16 protein-coding genes are annotated in these 18,225 nt (G+C 67.5%); 7 read left to right on the top strand and 9 right to left on the bottom strand.

Annotated features, from left to right (window positions below):
• The first annotated feature begins 217 nt into the window (after window positions 1–217).
• Together AC07PT_RS28920 and AC07PT_RS28925 are read left to right on the top strand one after the other, a co-directional pair.
• Window positions 218–1,063, top strand: a complete 846-nt coding sequence (locus AC07PT_RS28920) for a hypothetical protein (RefSeq protein WP_494658973.1) — start codon at window positions 218–220, stop codon at window positions 1,061–1,063.
• A gap of 14 nt (window positions 1,064–1,077) precedes the next feature.
• Window positions 1,078–2,157, top strand: a complete 1,080-nt coding sequence (locus AC07PT_RS28925; protein WP_492348011.1) for an adenylate/guanylate cyclase domain-containing protein — start codon at window positions 1,078–1,080, stop codon at window positions 2,155–2,157.
• A 95-nt stretch (window positions 2,158–2,252) separates the two neighbouring features.
• Here AC07PT_RS28925 and AC07PT_RS28930 read toward each other — a convergent pair whose 3' ends face one another.
• The 7 genes from AC07PT_RS28930 to hemC form a co-directional block, all read right to left on the bottom strand.
• Window positions 2,253–2,828, bottom strand: coding sequence for a YceI family protein (locus AC07PT_RS28930; RefSeq protein WP_492348012.1), 576 nt, complete (start codon window positions 2,826–2,828; stop codon window positions 2,253–2,255).
• Between the two features lie 75 nt (window positions 2,829–2,903).
• Window positions 2,904–3,482: a YceI family protein gene (locus AC07PT_RS28935; protein ID WP_494658974.1), complete on the bottom strand. Its 579-nt coding sequence runs from the start codon at window positions 3,480–3,482 to the stop codon at window positions 2,904–2,906.
• Window positions 3,483–3,555: 73 nt separating this feature from the next.
• Window positions 3,556–4,122 carry a cytochrome b gene (locus AC07PT_RS28940; protein ID WP_492348014.1) on the bottom strand — a complete coding sequence of 189 codons (567 nt, stop codon included), beginning with the start codon at window positions 4,120–4,122 and terminating at the stop codon, window positions 3,556–3,558.
• Between the two features lie 185 nt (window positions 4,123–4,307).
• Window positions 4,308–5,585, bottom strand: a complete 1,278-nt coding sequence (locus AC07PT_RS28945) for a heme biosynthesis protein HemY (protein WP_494658975.1) — start codon at window positions 5,583–5,585, stop codon at window positions 4,308–4,310.
• 16 nt (window positions 5,586–5,601) lie between these two features.
• On the bottom strand, window positions 5,602–6,708 hold the full coding sequence (locus AC07PT_RS28950; protein WP_494658976.1) for a uroporphyrinogen-III C-methyltransferase: 1,107 nt from the start codon (window positions 6,706–6,708) through the stop codon (window positions 5,602–5,604).
• Window positions 6,705–7,502: a uroporphyrinogen-III synthase gene (locus tag AC07PT_RS28955; protein WP_492348017.1), complete on the bottom strand. Its 798-nt coding sequence runs from the start codon at window positions 7,500–7,502 to the stop codon at window positions 6,705–6,707. Before AC07PT_RS28955 ends, AC07PT_RS28950 begins: the two co-directional genes overlap by 4 nt.
• 14 nt (window positions 7,503–7,516) lie before the next feature.
• Window positions 7,517–8,485: a hydroxymethylbilane synthase gene (hemC, locus tag AC07PT_RS28960; protein WP_494658977.1), complete on the bottom strand. Its 969-nt coding sequence runs from the start codon at window positions 8,483–8,485 to the stop codon at window positions 7,517–7,519.
• Between the two features lie 132 nt (window positions 8,486–8,617).
• Between hemC and ppc the strand changes: the two genes are divergently transcribed.
• Together ppc and yccS are read left to right on the top strand one after the other, a co-directional pair.
• On the top strand, window positions 8,618–11,440 hold the full coding sequence (gene ppc, locus AC07PT_RS28965; protein WP_492348019.1) for a phosphoenolpyruvate carboxylase: 2,823 nt from the start codon (window positions 8,618–8,620) through the stop codon (window positions 11,438–11,440).
• Between the two features lie 147 nt (window positions 11,441–11,587).
• Window positions 11,588–13,795: a YccS family putative transporter gene (gene yccS / locus AC07PT_RS28970; protein WP_492348020.1), complete on the top strand. Its 2,208-nt coding sequence runs from the start codon at window positions 11,588–11,590 to the stop codon at window positions 13,793–13,795.
• A 38-nt stretch (window positions 13,796–13,833) separates the two neighbouring features.
• On the opposite strand, the gene AC07PT_RS28975 is transcribed toward yccS, so the two are convergent.
• Together AC07PT_RS28975 and AC07PT_RS28980 are read right to left on the bottom strand one after the other, a co-directional pair.
• Window positions 13,834–14,808, bottom strand: a complete 975-nt coding sequence (locus AC07PT_RS28975; protein ID WP_494658978.1) for a Bug family tripartite tricarboxylate transporter substrate binding protein — start codon at window positions 14,806–14,808, stop codon at window positions 13,834–13,836.
• Between the two features lie 168 nt (window positions 14,809–14,976).
• A complete protein-coding gene (locus AC07PT_RS28980; RefSeq protein ID WP_494658979.1) occupies window positions 14,977–15,993 on the bottom strand; it encodes a 1-aminocyclopropane-1-carboxylate deaminase in 1,017 nt (338 codons plus the stop codon).
• A gap of 203 nt (window positions 15,994–16,196) precedes the next feature.
• On the opposite strand from AC07PT_RS28980, the gene AC07PT_RS28985 reads away from it, so the two are divergent.
• From AC07PT_RS28985 to AC07PT_RS28995, 3 genes are all read left to right on the top strand, one after another.
• Window positions 16,197–16,721, top strand: a complete 525-nt coding sequence (locus AC07PT_RS28985) for an Lrp/AsnC family transcriptional regulator (RefSeq protein WP_494658980.1) — start codon at window positions 16,197–16,199, stop codon at window positions 16,719–16,721.
• A gap of 95 nt (window positions 16,722–16,816) precedes the next feature.
• Window positions 16,817–17,533 (top strand): hypothetical protein, encoded by a 717-nt coding sequence (locus AC07PT_RS28990; protein WP_492348024.1) that lies wholly within the window; start codon window positions 16,817–16,819, stop codon window positions 17,531–17,533.
• Window positions 17,530–18,069, top strand: a complete 540-nt coding sequence (locus AC07PT_RS28995) for a FlgO family outer membrane protein (protein WP_494658981.1) — start codon at window positions 17,530–17,532, stop codon at window positions 18,067–18,069. Before AC07PT_RS28990 ends, AC07PT_RS28995 begins: the two co-directional genes overlap by 4 nt.
• Window positions 18,070–18,225: the final 156 nt, after the last annotated feature.

Raw genomic sequence — 18,225 nt, forward strand, 5'->3', positions numbered from 1 at the left:
AGCGGCCCATATCCCCGGCGCCCGTTCAGATTCGCATGGCCCGGCCCGTGCTGGCGGGTCAAACAGCACCTGCTATTGAAACTGAAGCGGCGGCTGGGCCCCTGGCCCACAGGGCGCTGCGGGGGCGTCTGGGGGCCTTGTGAGTGGGGGCTTGGTGGGCGGGCGCATGCCGCTCAGCAGCGCTGGCCGGTTGATCCGGACCCATAATTGCGATCCTATGAACTCGATCGTCACGGAGCATCGCCTGGCCTGGCCCAAGGTCTTGGCCGCGCCATGGGGCAGCCGGGGGTGCGGGGCGCGGATGCTGGCTTGTGCGGCCTTCTGCAGCCTGCTCGGCGCCGCCTGGGCCGATCAAGGCACTGCCGACGCGGCAGAGTCTGCGTCGGCGCCCACCTCGGCTGCGGCACCCGATCACCCCTACAAACTCACCTTCGGTCTGTACCCCATGCGGGGTGGCGGGCAGGCTGCCAGCACGGGTGCCGACCTGAACCTGCGCTATGGCTACGGCAGTGGCAATGTCTGGCTGGGGCGCTACCAGGCCGATGGCCAGGGCACGCAATGGCGTGGCGGCTGGGACCGATCGGTGCCGCTGCCCGGGGGCTGGCGCCTGCAACCCTCGTTGCAGCTGGCCTCGGGCGGCTTTGCCGGGGGCAGCCTGGGCCTGGAGCGCGGGGAGCATTGGGTGGCGGGTGCGGGCCTGGGGCGCACCAATCTGCGGCCTTATGTCAACCTCAACTTCGACCCCAACGATGCCTGGATGGCCTGGGCGGCTTACCGCCCCTCTGAATCCCGCTCGTTGTCGGTGCTGGTGGTGCGCGACAACCGGCAGAACCCCGATCAGCAGCACCTGCACCTGGTCTACCGAGGTCCGGTGGCCGATGGGCTGCGGCTGACGGTGGATGTGTTGCGCAAGACCGGGCTGGTCGATGGCCAGGGCATCCGGCGCCTGGGGTGGTCGCTGGGGCTGGACGGCGCGCGCACCTTTGTGCACCTGGCCTGGGACCCCAACGTCAATTTCAGCAGTCAGAACATGTGGCGCCTGTCCACGGGCTGGCGGTTTTGAGGGAGCCAGAACAGATGGACAGGATCGACATCGATACCTCGGCCCAGGCCTTGCGCGTGCAGGCCCTGGTGCGCCGTGACACCGGGCAGGTGCTGAGCCCCGACGGCCTGGCCGAGTTGCTGGCGCTCACCGGCCAGGGCGTGCAGGCGCCCTGGAGCGGCCCGGTGCATCAGCGTGAGGTGACGGTGGTGCTGGCCGATCTGCGCGGCTTCACGGCGCTCACGGCCACCCAGCCCGCCGGCGTCATCATCGCTTTGCTGAACCGTTGCCTGGCCGTGCTCAGCGAAGTGATCCTGCGCCACGGCGGCACCATCGACAAGTTCATGGGTGATTCGGTGATGGCCTTGTTCGGGGCGCCCGAGGGGCGTCCGGACGACGTGGAGCGGGCCCTGGTGTGCGCGGTCGAGATGCAGCTGGCCATGGCCGAACTCAATCGGGAGGGGCCGCCGCAGGGCCTGCCCGAGCTGTACATGGGCATCGGCATCAACACGGGGCAGGTGATCGCGGGCCGCTTTGGCTCGGCTGCCTATTCGCAGTACACGGTGATCGGCGATGAGGTCAACCTGGCCTCGCGCATCGAATCCTTCAGTCTGCGCGGGCAGGTGCTGGTCAGCGAGCACACCTACCAGCGCTGCGCGCATCTGGTCGAGGCCTCCGGCCCCATGGAGGTGCATGTCAAGGGCAAGAGCGAGGCCGTCCGGGTGCGTGAGGTGGTGGCCATCCCGTCGCGCGGGCTGCATGTGCCACGCGCTGAAGTGCGGCGCAGCCACCGTGTGGAGGTGCGCCTGCCCTGCACGATGCAGGAGCTGCAGCACAAGGTGGTGCTGCCGTCGCACTGGCCTGCCGTGATCATCGACGTGGGCTACTACGGACTGCAGATCGAGCTGGACCAGCCACTGGAGCCCTTTTCCGAGCTGAAGCTGGAGTTCCCCTTGCTGCTGGTTGATTTCACGGTCAGCGATGTGTACGCCAAGGTGGTCAAGTGTCGCCCCTTCGAGGCGCGTTGGCGCGCCGGGCTGGAGTTCACCGCCATCGGCGTTGAGAGCAGCGCCCGGCTGCAGACCTTTGTGCAGCTTTTGGTGGCGGCGCGCTGAGGCGGCCCCAGTGCAGGGCAGGCGCAAAAAAGCCGCCGGCACCCAGGGGCTGCGGCGGCTTGTTCAGGCAGGCATCAATGATGCCCGCTGGCCGATCACTGCTTGACGGCTTCCACTTGCACCACCAGGTGCACGTTCTTCGGGAAACCCCAGTCGATGCCGTAGTTCATGCCCCATTGGGTGCGGTCGATGGTGGCTTCGAAGTCGCCGCCGCACACTTCACGCTTGAGCATGGGGCTTTGGTAGCAGTTGAACTGCTTGGCGGTCAGGGTCAGCGGGGCGGTCTTGCCCAGCAGGGTCAGGTTGCCGGCCACGCTGCTCACCTTGTCACCGTCGAAGGTGAACTTGTCACCCACGAACTTGAAGGTGGGGAACTGCGGCGCGTTGAACAGGTCGGCGCTTTGCAGGTGCTTGTCGAAGGCAGCGGTGCCGCTGTTGATCGAGGTGGCGTCGAAGGTGATCTCGACCTTGCCGGTCTTGGCGGCCTTGTCCAGTTGCACGGTGCCTTCCTTCTTGTCGAAGCGGCCACGGTTCACGGCGGCACCAAAGTGGCTGATTTCGAAGGTCGCGAAGGTGTGGGTCGGGTCAACGCCGTAGGTGGCGGTTTCAGCCTGGGCCAGACCGGCAGAGAGGGCGGCAGCAGCGGCCAGGGCGATCATCGAAATACGCATGGTAGAAAACTCCTGTTGGAAAGGAAAAGGGAACGGGGGAAAAGAAAATGGACGGGATTCAGGAAGCAGCGCGGATCAAAGCTTGCCCACGCCAGTCAGCGCAAACTTGAACTTCACCTGCACGTCGTCGGCCACCATGCCGGTGTCCGACCATTCGCCCTCGCCGATCTTGAAGACCAGGCGCTTGATGGGCAGCACGCCAGTGGCCAGGGTGGTGGCGCCGTTCTGGGTCAGGGTCACGGGCACGACCACATCCTGGGCATGGCCCTTGATGCTCAGCTTGCCGCTGATTTCAAACTTGCCGCCGCCCAGGCCCTTGGCCGAGGTCGACTGAAAGGTGGCCTGCGGGAACTTGGCGGTGTTGAACCAGGGGGCCTTGGGCAGTTCGGCATCGCTTTCAGGCACGCCCAGGGTGGCGCTGGCCACATCCACCGTCATGGCGATCTTGCTGGTTTCGGGCTTGGCCGGGTCAAAGCTCAGTTGGGCGTCGAACTTCTTGAAGCGGCCTTCCACCGGCACACCCATCTGCTTGCTGACGAACATGATCTCGCTTTGGGCGGGGACCAGCTTCTGGTCGGCGTGAGCCGGGGAAAAGGCTGCGATGGCACTCAGGGCCAGTGAGGCGGCGAGAGCACGCTTGAAAATCGTCGTCATGGTTCACTCCTGTTGCGGCCAACGGGCCGGCTGGAAAAGATGGAAATCGGAGAGCAGAAAGAAGGGGCCTGGTTCAGCCACGGCCTGGCAGCATGCGGTTGATCAGACCGTCGCGGTCGATCAACTGGTGCTTGAGGGCGGCCGCCACGTGCAGGGCTGCCAGGGTCGCCAGAGCCCAGGCTGCGATCTCGTGCCAGGGCTTGACCAGCTCGGCCAGGGCCTTGTCGGGGGCCAGCAGGTCAGGCATCGGCAGCACGCCAAACAGCACCACCGGGAAGCCGGCGGCCGAGCTGTAGGCCCAGCCGATCAGGGGCACGGCAAAGAACAGCAGGTACAACAGGTGGTGGGTGCCATGGTGGGCAGCACGCTGCCAGGCCGGCATGGCTTGCTCGACGGCCGCCGGCAGTGCGGGCGGGCGGTGCGTGAGGCGCCACAGCAGCCGCAGCACCGACAGGATCAGGATCGACATGCCGGCCCATTTGTGCCAGCTGTAGTACTTGAGACGTTGCGGTGAGAAAGGCAGATCAGCCATGTACAGGCCGAGGCAGAAGGTCCCCAGCAGCGCAGCCGCCAGCAGCCAGTGCAGGGCCATGGCCAGCGCGCTGTAGCGCTTGGGGGTGCCGTGTGAAACAGAGGTCATGGATGAAACCCGGATTGAAGACGTTGTGTGGACTGTTTGATCAACAACAAGTTCCTGAACTGTCTGCAGTGTAGGAAGCGCGTCCGCCTCCGGGTTTCAGCGTGATTGACGCTTCGATTCAAAAAAATTGAATGCCCAACGCGATGGCGCGGCGGCCAAACCGCCTTCAGGGCATGAAGCGGCGCTCAAGGGCAGAGGGCGGCGTTGCGCCAGGCAGCCGCCGCGGCAGGCTCGTCGCCGCGCCGTTCGGCCAGCAGGGCCAGTGCCCGCCAGGCGTTGCGCTGCATGGGGCCGGCCTCCAGGTGCTGGCTGGCCTGGCTCAGCAGTTGCTGGGCCTTGCCCCACAGCTGGCGCTTGAGGCAGGCCACGCCGGCCAGATACTCCAGCCGGGCGTTGCGCGGGTTGCCCTGCTGGGCGCTTTCGATGCGCGCCAGCCAGGAGGCGTCCAGCGATTCCATGCTGTGTTCCAGGGCTTCGATCAACTTCTGTTGCAGGTGCTCCGGCAGCGAATCGGGCAGGCTGACCATGCGCTCCCACACCGGCAGCAGCCAATGCCGGGCCTGCACGTCGTCACCGCCGAGGTGGTTCAGTCGCAGCGCGGCCTGCAGGGCCAGTTCGGGCATCTGGCGTTCAGCCGGGTCGAGCTGCTGCCAGACCTGCTGCAACTGGGCCGGATCGTGGGCCGAGTTGAGCAGCTCGGCCGCCAGTCCGCGCACGATGCTCTGGGCGGCGGCCGTGGAGAAGGCGCGGTGCTTGGCCAGCAGGCGGGCGGTTTCCAGGGCCATCAGGGTCTGCCCGGCCAGGCGCGCTGCCTTGAGGCGGGTGCGCAAGGCAATGGTGCGCCGCGAGGCGCCCTGGGGCAGGTCTTCGAGTCGGGCCAGGGCCCCGGAGGCGTCGCGGTCGTCCAGCATCCAGCGGGCCGAGCGCAGCTGGGCGCCTTCGTACAGTTCCTGGGTCTGCGCGTTCTGGCGCAGCGCGGTTTCTTCCAGCGCCTGGCGCAGGTGCTCGTCGCGGCGGGGTCGGTCTTGCAGCGCGTGGGCACCATCGGCGGCCACCAGGTGGGCCAGGGTGCGCAGTTGGTGGCCGGCACCGCCGTAATGGGCACTGGCGCTGAGCGAGTGCTCCTGCGCCAGCGCGGCCTCGGCCGCCTTGCTGGCCCGCACGAAGCGGCCCGACAGCAAATGCATCATGCCGTCGAGCAGGGCGCCATGCATGGCGCGCTCTTTCTGCTGCAGGCGCCAGCGGCGCGCCTGGTGGGGCATCTCGAACAGGGCGGCCAGGGCCTGCAGGGCGGCATGCAGCACCACGAAGCCGCCCACCAGCAGCAACAGCACCATGTTCAGGGACAGGTCGATCCGGTAGGGCGGCCAGAACAGGGTCACCGTGCCCTGGTTGTTGCCGGCAAACAAGGCCATGGCGACGGCAATGCCGAACAGGGCCAGAAACCACAAGGCTGCGCGCATGGTGGGCCTCTTTTCCTCAGCGGCCCGCGGCGGCCGTGGCCAGCGCGGTCAGGGTTTCGTCCAGGCGCGGCAACTCGACCGCCTTGAGCTGGCTTTGCAGTTGCTGCAGCAAGGTGGCGGCGCTTTGGGTGCGGCGCGAGGCTGGATCGAAATACTTGTTGATCTGCGTGGCGGCAGCGGCCAGATCGGCGCGGGCCGATTCGGTCTGGCGCGCCAGCACGCCCAGGCGGGCATTGAGCAGCTTCAGCTTGAGGTTCTCGCGCAGGAAAAAGCTTTGTTCAGGCGCCAGCAGCGCGGCTTCGGGCTGGTCGATGCGGCTCACGCGGACCAGGTTTCGCATTTCGTCGCGCACCAGGGCCAGGGCCTTGCCGGCGGTGTTGTCCCACCAGTCCTGGGCCTGGGCGGCAGCGCTGGCCGGGGCGGTGGCGGTGGTGGGTGGGGCCGGTCGGCGCCCTGGGGCATTGGCCACAGCATTGAGCACGGGCAGTTCGTCGACCTGGCGGGCCAGCTCGTCCAGGCGCGCCAACAGGCCGGGCGTGTCGGTGACGCTGGCCGACTTGATGCGGTCGCTGTCGTGCTGGATCGCCCGCTGCAAGGGGGCCAGGCGGGGTTGTGCCGCGCGGGCGATGCGTTGGTCGGCCGTTTTGAGGGCGGCCAGCATGGGCTCGACGCTGCCTGTCAGCTGGGCCTGTTGCTGGGCCAGTCGCAGCGAGGATTCGATGTCGACCACCAGGTTTTCGTCGCGTGAGCGCGACAGGCTTTGCATCAGCTCTTCGAGCTGGGTGCGCTGCAGGGCCACTTCACTGAGCCGGGTTTCATTGAGGCTGACCCGGGCCGCGGCATCGCGTGCCTGCTCCTGGGCCTGGCGGGCCAGGGCGCGGGCTTCAATGGCCTGGCTGCTGCTGTCGGCCGACTGGCGCGCCAGCTGCTCTTGGAGGTTGCCGATCTTCTGCCACAGGGAAACACTGGCCACCAGGGCCAGGCCCGCCACGGCCAGGGCCGCCCAGGTCAAGGGCTGGCCGGGCCGGCTGAAGGCGGTGCGCGGTGTTGCCGGCGCGTCCGCAGTCGGCTGAGGCGGACGGGACTCGTCGGTCGGGGTGTCGATCGGTGGCACTGAACTCATGTCAGGGATTCTATCGAGGCCGCCACGTCTTCGAGCGTCGGGCGGGTGGCGAGCACCTGTCCAAAGCCCGCGCGGGCCGCCGCTTCGGCGATGCGTGGGTGGGTCACCAGGGCGCGTGCGCCTTGCCAGCGGGCCTCGGGCAACCAGCTTTGCAGGTTGCGCACCGCTTCGGAGCTGCTGAACAGCCACACCGTGCCATCACCCGCCGCGGCCAGGGCGCGCTCACGCAAGACCCCGGCCGGGGCCGGTGGGCGGCGCTCATAGGCCACATGGTGGCTGACCTGGCCACCCGCCTCGGTGATGCGCTGGCTCAGCCACTCGCGCCCCGAGCCCCGGCCGGCCTGCTCTGGGGGCAGGGCCGCAGCCGGATCGGCAGGGGCGTCGACGCCGCGCACGATCAGCACCTGATCACCGGGCTGGATCTGGGCCTGCACCTGGGGCCACAGGTGTTCCGAGTCAAACTGCCCGGCTTCCGCGGGCGGGGTGTCAATGCGTTCGGCCGGCACGCCGGCGGCCAGCAGGGCGCGGGCCGTGCCCGGCCCGGGGGCCCAGCAGCGGGCCTCGCTCAGGCAGGCCTGGGCGCCGGGTGTGGTGGCAAAGTGATGCACCGCATTGCCGCTGACAAACATCAGGGCGCGCCACCGGGTTTGCGCCAGGTGCTGCCCGCCGGCGCGGGGCGCGGCGATCTCGATCAGGGGCAGGGCTTCGGCCCGCAGGCCGCGCAGGCCCAGTTGCCGGGCCCAGTCACTGGCCTCGGGTTCGGGCCGGGTGACCAGGACGCGCGGGGCGGACATGGCGTGGCGGGTGTTCAGGGGATTTCAGGCGTGGGCAGCACGCGGCGTGCGCCGCCGGCTTGCAGCAGCTCAGCCACTTCGTCGCCCAGCTCGGCCGCACTGGCCAGGGAGTCGAGTCCGCGTTGGCCGCTGGCCTGGACCAGGGCCACGTTGGCGCTGTCCGGGTCACCCCAGGCCGCGCGCAAGCGCAGTTCGTCGCCGTGCCATTCGCCGTGGGCGGCCAGCGGCATGGAGCAACTGCCACCCATGGCGCGGCTGATGGCGCGTTCGGCGGTCACGGTCAACCAGGTGCGCTGGTGGGCCAGGGGCGCCAGGGCCGCACGCAGGTCGGCGCGCCCACTTCGGATCTCGATGCCCAGGGCGCCCTGGCCGGCGGCCGGCAGCATGTGGTCCGGTTCGAACACGGCGCGGATGCGCTCGGCCAGGCCCAGGCGCTTCAGGCCGGCGGCCGCCAGCACGATGCCAGCGTACTGGCCGTCGTCCAGCTTCTTGAGGCGGGTATCCAGGTTGCCGCGCAGGGGCTCGATGCGCAGATCAGGGCGCAGCGCGCGCAGCAGCACGGTGCGGCGCAGGCTGGAAGTGCCGACCACGGCGCCTTCGGGCAACTCGTGCAACGAGGCGTACTGGGGCGAAACAAAGGCGTCGCGCGGGTCTTCGCGCTCCATCACGCAGGCCAGCTCGAAACCGTCGGGCAGGTCCATGGGTACATCCTTGAGCGAATGCACGGCGATGTCGGCACGGCCTTCTTCCAGGGCCACTTCGAGCTCTTTGACAAACAGGCCCTTGCCACCCACCTTGGACAGCGAGCGGTCCAGGATCTGGTCGCCCTTGGTGGTCATGCCCAGCAGGGTGACGGTGTGGCCTTGCGCCTCCAGCAGGGCCTTGACGTGTTCGGCCTGCCACAGGGCGAGCCGGCTTTCGCGCGTGGCGATCACGATCGGAGCAAGGTGAGGGGCGACGATGGGGGCGGCTGGCTGGCTCAAGCTCGTAACCTTTTTGTAATCTTCAAGCGGTCTTGGATGCTAGCATGCCCCGCATTACGCCCTAAGCCGACCGCCTGTGTCCCAGCGGTCGGATTTGAGCCGCGCCCGCCACACCCTCTTGGAGACAGACGCATGAAACGATCCGACAAGGACCAGCCCCTGATTGACGACATCCGCCTCTTGGGGCGCATTCTGGGGGACGTGATCCGGGAGCAGGAGGGCGTGGCCGCCTACGAACTGGTGGAGCAGGTGCGCAAACTGTCGGTGGCCTTCCGCCGCGACGCCGATCAGGAGGCTGACCGGGCGCTCAAGAAGCTGCTGAAGTCGCTGTCGGGCGACCAGACCGTGAGCGTGATCCGCGCCTTCACCTACTTCAGTCACCTGGCCAACCTGGCCGAGGACCGGCACCACATCCGGCGCCGCACCGTGCACGAGCGCGCCGGCGACACGCAAGAGGGCAGCATCGAAGTGGCCATGGCGCGCCTGCGCTGGGCGGGCATCGCCCCCAAGACCATTTCGCAGACCCTGGCGCAGAGCTATGTGGCGCCGGTGCTCACGGCCCACCCGACCGAGGTGCAGCGCAAGAGCATCCTGGACGCCGAGCGCGACATCGCCCAGTTGCTGACCGCGCGTGATGAGATCCGGCTGCGCGCCCTGGTCTACAACACCTCCAAGGATGCCCTGACCCCGCGTGAGCTGGCTGCCAACGAAGCGCTGCTGCGCGCCCGCGTGATGCAGCTGTGGCACACCCGTCTGCTGCGTTATTCCAAGCTCACCGTGGCCGACGAGATCGAGAACGCGCTGAGCTACTACGAGGCCACCTTCCTGCGCGAGATCCCCAAGCTGTACGCCGATCTGGAGCGCGAACTGGGCAACCATCCGGTGGCCACGTTCTTCCGCATGGGGCAGTGGATTGGCGGGGACCGCGACGGCAACCCGAACGTCAGTGCCGGCACGCTGGAGTACGCGCTGAAGCGCCAGGCCGAGGTGGCGCTGCGCCACTACCTGACCGAGGTGCACTACCTGGGTGGCGAGCTGTCGATGTCGGCCCGCCTGGTGGGCGTCACCCCCGAGATGCAGGCCCTGGCCGAACATTCGCCGGACACCAATGAACACCGCCAGGACGAGCCCTATCGCCGCGCCCTGACCGGCGTCTATGCCCGCCTGGCCGCCAGCCTGAAAGACCTGACCGGGGGGGATGCAGCCCGCCATGCCGTGGCGCCGCAGAACGCCTACCCCGATGCCGCCGACTTTTTGGCCGATCTGCGCGTGATCGAGGCCTCTTTGAACGCCCACCACGGCGAGGCCCTGGTCAATGAGCGTCTGCACCCGCTGATCCGCGCGGTCGAGGTGTTCGGGTTTCACCTGGCCACGGTCGATTTGCGCCAGAGCTCGGACAAGCATGAAGAGGTGGTGGCCGAATTGCTGGCCACGGCCCGCATCGAACCCGACTACAGCAGCCTGCAGGAGGCGGCCAAGCGTGCCTTGCTGGTCAAGCTGCTCAACGACGCGCGCCCGTTGCGTGTGATGGGCGCCAGCTATTCGGCCCACGCCCGCAGTGAGTTGGCCATCTTCGAGGCGGCGCGCGTGATGCGCCAGCGCTATGGGCATCAGGCCATCCGCCACTACATCATCAGCCACACCGAGACCGTCAGCGATCTGCTGGAGGTGATGCTGCTGCAAAAAGAGGTCGGCCTGGTGCGTGGGCTGCTGCAGGAGCCGACGGCCAGTGCAAGCCCTGCGGTCAGTGACCTGATCGTGGTGCCGCTGTTCGAAACCATCGAAGACCTGCGCAATGCCGCGCCCATCATGCGCGAGTTCTATGCCCTGCCGGGCATGGCCGAGCTGGTGCAGCGCAGCGGTGGCGAGCAGGACATCATGCTGGGCTACTCCGACAGCAACAAGGACGGCGGCATCTTCACCAGCAACTGGGAGCTCTACCGCGCCGAAATCGCCCTGGTCGAGCTGTTCGAGGAACTGGCCGCCAGCCATGGCATCCAGTTGCGCATGTTTCATGGCCGTGGCGGCACGGTGGGGCGTGGTGGTGGCCCCAGCTACCAGGCCATCCTGGCTCAACCCCCGGGCACGGTGCGGGGCCAGATCCGCCTGACCGAGCAGGGCGAGGTGATCGGTTCGAAGTACGCCAACCCCGAAATCGGGCGCCGCAACCTCGAAACCCTGGTCGCCGCCACGCTGGAGGCCACGCTGCTGCAGCCCACCAAGCCGGCTACCAAGGCCTTTCATCAGGCCGCGGCCGAGTTGTCGCAGGCCAGCATGGGGGCTTACCGGGCCCTGGTCTATGAGACCAACGGTTTCACCGACTATTTCTTCGGCTCCACCCCGATCCGGGAGATTGCCGAACTCAACATCGGCTCGCGCCCGGCTTCGCGCAAGGCCAGCCAGCGCATCGAAGACCTGCGCGCCATTCCCTGGGGCTTCAGCTGGGGCCAGTGCCGCCTCACCCTGCCGGGCTGGTTCGGCTTTGGTTCGGCCGTCGAGGCCTTCCTGTCCCGCCCGGCAGCCGCGGGCAAGGATGGTCGCAAGGAGGCCCTGGCCCTGTTGCAGCGCATGTACCGGCAGTGGCCTTTCTTCCGCACCCTGTTGTCCAACATGGACATGGTGCTGGCCAAGAGCGACCTGGCCCTGGCCTCGCGCTATGCGGAACTGGTGAGCGATTCGCGCCTGCGCAAGAAGGTGTTCGCCATGATCGAAGCCGAGTGGCACCGCACCGCCGAGGCGCTGACCCAGATCACCGGCGACAAGCAGCGCCTGGCCCACAACGAGGCGCTGGCGCGTTCCATCCGGCACCGCTTCCCCTACATCGACCCGCTGCATCACCTGCAGGTCGAACTGGTGCGGCGCTACCGCTCGGGCAGCGACGCGGACGAGCGTGTGCAGACCGGTATCCACATCTCCATCAACGGCATCGCCGCCGGTTTGCGCAACACCGGTTGAGGGTGTTGTGGCCGGTTTGAGGCCGGCGGGGTGCACACTGGCGCACAAATTGCAAAGAACAAAAGCAGGCCCTCGGGCCTGCTTTTGTTCTGGCGTTTCTGTTTTTTGCAACAAGGTATTCAAGAGGGTGGCCCGATGTGGAGTCCGATGTGGAGTTCGATGTGGCACTGGGGTTGGCAGCCCGGCTGGCACTACAAATTTCTGCTCAAGGGGGTGCGTGCCCTGATCGCGCTGGGCACGGTGGTGGCCGGCGCCTGGTGGCTGGACCAGACCGCGGCGCTGATCCCGTTGGTGCTGGGGGTCAATGCCAGCGCCCTGGCCGAGACCGATGACAGCTGGCGCGGGCGCCTGCGCGCGCTGCTGATCACCCTGCTGTGCTTTGCCGCCATGGCACTGGCGGTGCAGTTCACCCTGCACAGCAAACCGGCCCTGATGGCGGTGCTGGCCCTGGCTGCGGTGGGCCTGGCCCTGCTGGGTGCCTTGAGCGAGAGTTACCGGGCCATCGGCTCGGCGACCCTGATCCTGGGCCTGTACACCGCCTTGGCCGCGCATGGCAACGACTCGGCGGCCCCCGGCTTGCCGCATGCGCTGTTGCTGTTGGCGGGCGCGGCCTGGTATGGGCTGCTGTCGGTGTGTTGGGCGGCCTGGTTCCCCAACCTGCAGGTGGTGCAGAACCTGGCCCTGCTGTACGAGGCCCTGGGGGAGTACCTGCGTCTGAAGTCGCGCCTGTTCGAACCCGTGCGGGGGGTGGACATCGAGCGCCGCCGCGTTGGCCTGGCCTTGCAGAATGGCCGCGTGGTGCAGGCCCTGAACCAGACCAAGGAAAGCCTGCTGAGCCGGCGCCCGCGCCACGCCGGCCCGACGCTGGAGACCGCCGGCCCGCGCTGGCTGCGCCTGGCCTTGCAACAGTACCTGGTGGCACAGGACCTGCACGAGCGCGCCAGCTCTTCTCACGAAAACTACGAGTTGCTGGCGCAGAGCTTCTTCCACAGCGATGTGCTGTACCGCTGCCAGCGTGTGCTGGCCGGGGTGGGGCAGGATTGCACCCGGCTGGCGCAGGCGCTGCGCCTGCAAGGCCCGGTCGAGGCAGTGAACGACAGCCAGCCGGCCCTGGAGGACCTGCAGGGCTCGATCGCTTTGCTGGCGTCTTTGCCGGAGCTGGCCTGGGCGCAGCGTGAGCAGGGTGTCGGGGCACCGTTGCGACTGCGCTCGCTGCGCGCCCTGGCGCGCAATCTGGCCGGCATGCAGAAGGTGATCCGCAGTGCCCTGTGGCCTGAGCAGTACCCCTTGCTGGAGGCGGACACGAGCCTGCTGGACCGGGGGCCGCGAAACCTGGCCGAGGCCTGGGGGCGCATCCGCCAGCAGTTCAGTGCCAGTTCGGTGCTGCTGCGCCATGGCCTGCGCCTGGCGGTGGCGCTGATGGTGGCCTTTGTCTGGATGACGGTGAGTGGCGACGAGCACGGCTTCTGGATCCTGCTCACCATCGTGTTCGTGTGCCGGCCCCATTACGGCGACACCCTGCGCCGCCTGGGGCAGCGGGTGGGGGGCACCGTGCTGGGCCTGATGGTGGGCTGGGCCTTGCTCAAGCTGTTTCCGGGGTTGTTGCTGCAATCGGTGTTCACCGTGGTGGCCGGCGTGGTCTTTGTGGCGGCGCGCCAGACCCGTTACACCCTGGCCTCGGGGGCCATCACCATCCTGGTGCTGCTGGCCTTCAACCAGGTGGGCAATGGCTTCGACCTGATCTTGCCGCGCCTGCTGGACACCTTGATCGGTGCCTTGATTGCCGGCCTGACGGTGTGGCTGGTGCTGCCTGACTGGCAGTCGCGGCAATTGCCCAAGCTGTCTGCCCAGTTGCTGCGCAGCCAGGCGGCCTACCTGCGCGAGATTGCGCGTCAGTACCAGTCTGGCAAGCGCGAGCACCTGGACTACCGGCTGGCCCGGCGCAACGCCCACAACGCCGATGCGGCGCTGTCCGGGGCTTTGCGCGAGGTGTTTGACGAGCCAGCCTACCTGCGCCGCCATGGTGCGGCCGGCATGCGTTTCATGGTGCAGGCGCACACGCTGTTGAATTACCTGTCGGCTCTGGGAGCCCATCGGCTGGAGGGCCAGGCCCAGGAGTTCGCCCCCGATGTGGCCCAGGCCGTCGAATGGCTGCAGAACGCGCTGGCGGACACGGCCACGGCCATCGAGGGCGGGGCCTTGCCATCGGCCCCGATCGATGCTGCGGCACTGGCCGCACCGCCGGTGGCCGATGCTGATGCCGGGCCTGATCTGGTGCTGCGTTCGCAGCTTCACCTGGCGCTCAGCCTGGTGCCCGAGTTGCAACGTCAGGCGCTGGCGCTGGTCGGGCGCTGAGGGCGCCCCTTGCCCAAGGTGCGGGGGAGGGGGCTCGTCTATTCGGCCTGGATGCCGGCTCGCAGCGCGATGGCGCGCATGCGCGGCAGCTCGGCATCGATCAGCTTGCTGACGGCCTGGGCCGAGGCCCAGTCCTTTTGCATGCCGGCCGCTTGCAGCTTGTCGCGCAGTTCGTTGTCGCTCAGGCTTTCTGCCAGCGCCACCTGCAGGCGCTGCCGGGCCTCGGCGGGCAGGCCACGGGGGGCCATCAGGGCCAGCCAGGCATCGAAGGCGAAGTCGGTGCCGGTGCTTTCAGCCACCGTGGGAACCTCGGGCAGCAGGGGGGAGCGCTGGGGGCCCGTGAGCGCGATCACCTTGATCTTGCCGCTGCGCACATGGGGCAGCGCCGCAGCCACCGTGTCGATACTGATCGGCACCTGGCCGCCGATCAGGTCGCTCATGGCCGGGGCGCTGCCTTTGTAGGGCACGTGCAGCAGCTTGATGCCCAGGGCGCTCCAGACCAGCTCGCCGGCAAAGTGCGAGCTGGTGCCGCTGCCGAACGAGGCATAGGCATAGCGGTCGGGCGCCTGCTTCACGGCGGCCACCAGTTGCTTGAGCGTGTCGATGGGGACTTGTTTGTTGACCAGCACCGCCATGGGCACGCGGGCGGCCATGCCGATGGGCTCGAAGCTTTTCACAGGGTCGTAGGGCAGGCGGGGGTTGAGGGCCGGGTTCAGCGTGAAGGTGGAGCCCGAGCTGAGCAGCAGGGTATAGCCGTCGGCCGGCGCGTTGGCCACCACGGTGGCCCCGACCACGGTGCCGGCGCCAGCCCGGTTGTCGATGACCACGGCCTGGCCCAGGCGTTCGCCCAGCTTCTTGCCGATCAGGCGGCCTGCCACATCGGTGGCGCCGCCTGGCGGGAAGGGGATCACCAGCTGCAAAGGGTGGTTGGGAAAGGCCTGGGCGCGGGCCTGGCCGAGGGGGAGCAGCGAGGCCGCCAGGGCCTGGGTGAACTGACGCTTGGTGAGTTTCATGGTGGGGCAGCGAGGAGAAGGACTTGGGGGGTGGTTTTGGGGTCTGCCGTGCCAGGGCAGACCGGCCCGAGGGCCAAAGGCACATGTCTCCTTGTCGCTGCGCGGGCCCTGTGAGCGTCAGGGGCGCCGCGCGCCGGGGGCGGCCTTGGCGGGCCGCCGCACCATGGATCAACCGTTGCGGAACAGGAAGCTGTAGGCGTTGAGCGCTGGCACGCCGCCGAGGTGCGCGTACAGCACACGCGAGCCGGCCGGGAATTCGCCGTTGCGCACCATGTCGATCATCCCGTGCATGGATTTGCCCTCGTACACCGGGTCGGTCAACATGCCCTCCTGGCGGGCGCACAGGCGGATGGCCTCCAGCGTGCCTTCGTTGGGCAGGCCGTACTCGGGGCCGCCGTAGCGGGTGTCCAGCACCACGTCTTCGGCCGTGATCTCCTGGCCCAGTTCGACCAGCTTGGCGGTGTTCTGTGCAATGCGCAGCACCTGGGCATGGGTCTGCTCAGGCTTGGCCGAGGCATCAATGCCGATCACGCGGCGGGCCCTGCCGTCGGCCGCAAAGCCCACGACCATGCCGGCCTGGGTGCTGCCGGTGACCGAGCAGACCACGATGTAGTCGAACTTGAAGCCCAGTTCGGCTTCCTGTGCACGCACCTCTTCGGCAAAGCCCACAAAGCCCAGGCCGCCGTAGGGGTGCTCGGAGCAACCTGCGGGCACCGGGAACGGTTTGCCACCGGCTTGACGCACGTCTTCCATGGCCTGCTCCCAGCTGGGGCGGATGCCGATGTCAAAGCCGGCTGCGTCCAGGCGCACATCGGCGCCCAGAATGCGCGACATCTCGATGTTGCCCACCCGGTCGTACACCGCATCGCTGTAGTTGACCCAGTTCTCTTGCACCAGCACGCACTTCATGCCCAGGTGGGCAGCGACTGCGGCCACCTGGCGGGTCTGGTTGGACTGGATGCCACCGATGGACACCAGGGTGTCGTAGCCGCCGGCAATCGCTTCGGGGATCAGGTACTCGAGCTTGCGGGTCTTGTTGCCGCCAAAGGCCAGGCCGCTGTTGCAGTCCTCGCGCTTGGCGTACAGCTCGACCTTGCCGCCCAGGTGGGCGCTCAGGCGCTTCAGGGGCTGGATCGGGCTGGGGCCGAAGGTCAGGGGATAGCGGGGAAATTTCTGCAGGTTCATGGTTTTCTCAAAGGGTTGAAGGGTGGCGACCCAGGCCTCGAAGCTGGCGAAGAAGCTAGGCATCGACACACCTTTCAGGGGCTGGGTTGGTGTGACAATGCTATGAAATATGGCGATTAACAGGATTGCAAAATCAATCGATTCAATCTTCGAAAATGACGACAATATCAATCTGGTGATTTGAAAATTTTTTGAAAATGACCATGAGCACAACAAAAATTCGTTCAAAGAGTGCGCCAGAAAAGAGCGATTCAGCCCCGCTGAACCCCGAGCTGGACCGCACCGATCGAGCCCTGCTGAAGCTGCTGCAACGGGATGCCTCGTTGTCGAACGTGGCATTGGCCGAGAAGGTGCATCTGAGCCCGCCGGCCTGCCTGCGCCGGGTCGATCGCCTGCGCCAGGCCGGCTACATCCAGCGCACGGTGGCCTTGCTCAACCCGCTGTCCTTGGGGGCCGGCATGGTGGTGCTGATCGGGGTGGTGCTGGACCGATCCACGCCCGAATCCTTCGAGGCCTTCGAGAAGGCGGCGGCCAGGATCTCGGGCTGCATGGAGTGCCATGTGGTCACGGGCGAGTTCGACTACTTCATGTTGGTGCGCACACGCAACAGCGAGACCTTCAACCAACTGCACGCCGAACAACTGCTGTACCTGCCCGGGGTGCGGCAGATCCGCTCGTTCATGGGGCTCAAGCAGGTGCTGTCAACCACCCAACTGCCCCTGTCTTGAGGAATGGCAGGCATTCCGGGCTTTCTTTGGCCGATGCGGCCGGCGCCGGGCCGATAGCATCGGGTGCGATGACAAGCGTTAAAAGGTGTGTGAGCATGAAGCCAAGCTGTTGGACCCCTCTGGTGCTGGGTGCCGCCCTGCTGGCAGGCGGCTGCAGTTCGCTGGACGTGCCGCGCGCCGACAACTACCCGATCAGCAGCCAGAAGAAGGCGCGCTCGGTGCACCACTGGGACGTGCTGGCGGATGATTCGGCCCGGCGCATTGCCGACAAGATCCGCAGCTACCCGATGGCCTTGCCGGCGGTGTATGTGGTGCCGGCTGCACCGGGCACCTTCAACCAGAGCTTTCGCGAGTTGTTGCTGACCCGCCTGGTGGACCATGGCGCCATCGTGTCGCGCCAGCCCGGGCCGCTGGTGGTGCGTTTTGAAACCCAGTTGATCGAACACCCCAGCGAGGTGGAGAACCAGAGCCCCATGCCCGCCTTGGGCCTGGCCGCAGGCATCTCGGTGGTGCGCGACCTGTATGCCTACGACCACGTGACCGGCAACTATGTGGGCAGCCTGTTGTCTCTGGGGGCGATCACCGACCTCTCGCGTCGCTGGCGCGATGGCACGGCTGCGGGCGGCCCCACGCGCACCGAGGTGCTGATCACCACCTCGCTGGAGCGCGAAGACACCTTTTTGGCCCGCACGGCCGATGTCTATTACATCGACGGTGAGGACGGGGGCCTGTATGTGCCCAAGCCGCTCAAGGCGGCCGACGCCGGCCCGCCCCCGGTGGCCACGCGCAACTGGAAGGTGGTGGGCCCATGAGGCAACCCCGACGCCGCCACCTGCTGGGCGTGGCCGTGGCGGGCGTGACCGCCCTGGGCCTGGGCGCCTGCTCGTCCACCCCGCCGGTGGACGACAACGTGCGCACCGATCTGATCGACGTCAACTACAAGGCCGCCGACGCCTTGGTGGCCGGCCTGCAACTGGACCGCAAGCAACCGTTGTTGGTGGCGACCTTTGTGAACCTGGAGGTGCTGACCGAGTCGTCGCGGCTGGGGCGCCTGTTCTCGGAGTTGGTGGGCGGGCGCCTGGCCCAGCGCGGCTACGCGGTGAAAGAACTCAAACTGCGCGAGAACCTGTTCATGAAAGCCTCGCAGGGCGCGCTGCTGTTGTCGCGTGAGGTGCAGGACATCAGCCAGACCCAGTCGGCCCAGGCGGTCATCGTGGGCACCTACACCTCGTCGGGCAAGATGCTTTACCTCAGCGTGAAGCTGGTGGTGCCCGAGGGCAATGTGGTGCTGGCGGCCCATGACTACGCCATGCCCATCGACGCCAACATCAAGGGCCTGCTCAAGTAGAACGGGTTTCAGCCCCAAGACAAAACGCCCCGCGGCGCGAGCCGGCGGGGCGTTTTGTCGAAATGGAGAGGCCTTCCAGGCCTATTCTGAATTCAGCCAGCCTTGAACGAAGCAGTCAGGCCGGCGCCGGGCCGCCCCAAGGCGGCCTGCGGCCCC

The organism is Curvibacter sp. GW821-FHT09D12, assembly GCF_059416245.1.

Bases quoted from the DNA above. Each gene is read 5' to 3' on its own strand.
- yccS (WP_492348020.1), top strand. From the start codon at position 11,588: ATGTGGAGTTCGATGTGGCACTGGGGTTGGCAGCCCGGCTGGCACTAC.
- AC07PT_RS28945 (WP_494658975.1), bottom strand. From the start codon at position 5,585: ATGCGCGCAGCCTTGTGGTTTCTGGCCCTGTTCGGCATTGCCGTCGCC.
- AC07PT_RS28990 (WP_492348024.1), top strand. From the start codon at position 16,817: ATGAAGCCAAGCTGTTGGACCCCTCTGGTGCTGGGTGCCGCCCTGCTG.
- AC07PT_RS28920 (WP_494658973.1), top strand. From the start codon at position 218: ATGAACTCGATCGTCACGGAGCATCGCCTGGCCTGGCCCAAGGTCTTG.
- ppc (WP_492348019.1), top strand. From the start codon at position 8,618: ATGAAACGATCCGACAAGGACCAGCCCCTGATTGACGACATCCGCCTC.
- AC07PT_RS28995 (WP_494658981.1), top strand. From the start codon at position 17,530: ATGAGGCAACCCCGACGCCGCCACCTGCTGGGCGTGGCCGTGGCGGGC.
- AC07PT_RS28930 (WP_492348012.1), bottom strand. From the start codon at position 2,828: ATGCGTATTTCGATGATCGCCCTGGCCGCTGCTGCCGCCCTCTCTGCC.
- AC07PT_RS28975 (WP_494658978.1), bottom strand. From the start codon at position 14,808: ATGAAACTCACCAAGCGTCAGTTCACCCAGGCCCTGGCGGCCTCGCTG.
- AC07PT_RS28940 (WP_492348014.1), bottom strand. From the start codon at position 4,122: ATGACCTCTGTTTCACACGGCACCCCCAAGCGCTACAGCGCGCTGGCC.
- AC07PT_RS28925 (WP_492348011.1), top strand. From the start codon at position 1,078: ATGGACAGGATCGACATCGATACCTCGGCCCAGGCCTTGCGCGTGCAG.
- AC07PT_RS28955 (WP_492348017.1), bottom strand. From the start codon at position 7,502: ATGTCCGCCCCGCGCGTCCTGGTCACCCGGCCCGAACCCGAGGCCAGT.
- AC07PT_RS28980 (WP_494658979.1), bottom strand. From the start codon at position 15,993: ATGAACCTGCAGAAATTTCCCCGCTATCCCCTGACCTTCGGCCCCAGC.
- AC07PT_RS28985 (WP_494658980.1), top strand. From the start codon at position 16,197: ATGAGCACAACAAAAATTCGTTCAAAGAGTGCGCCAGAAAAGAGCGAT.
- AC07PT_RS28935 (WP_494658974.1), bottom strand. From the start codon at position 3,482: ATGACGACGATTTTCAAGCGTGCTCTCGCCGCCTCACTGGCCCTGAGT.
- AC07PT_RS28950 (WP_494658976.1), bottom strand. From the start codon at position 6,708: ATGAGTTCAGTGCCACCGATCGACACCCCGACCGACGAGTCCCGTCCG.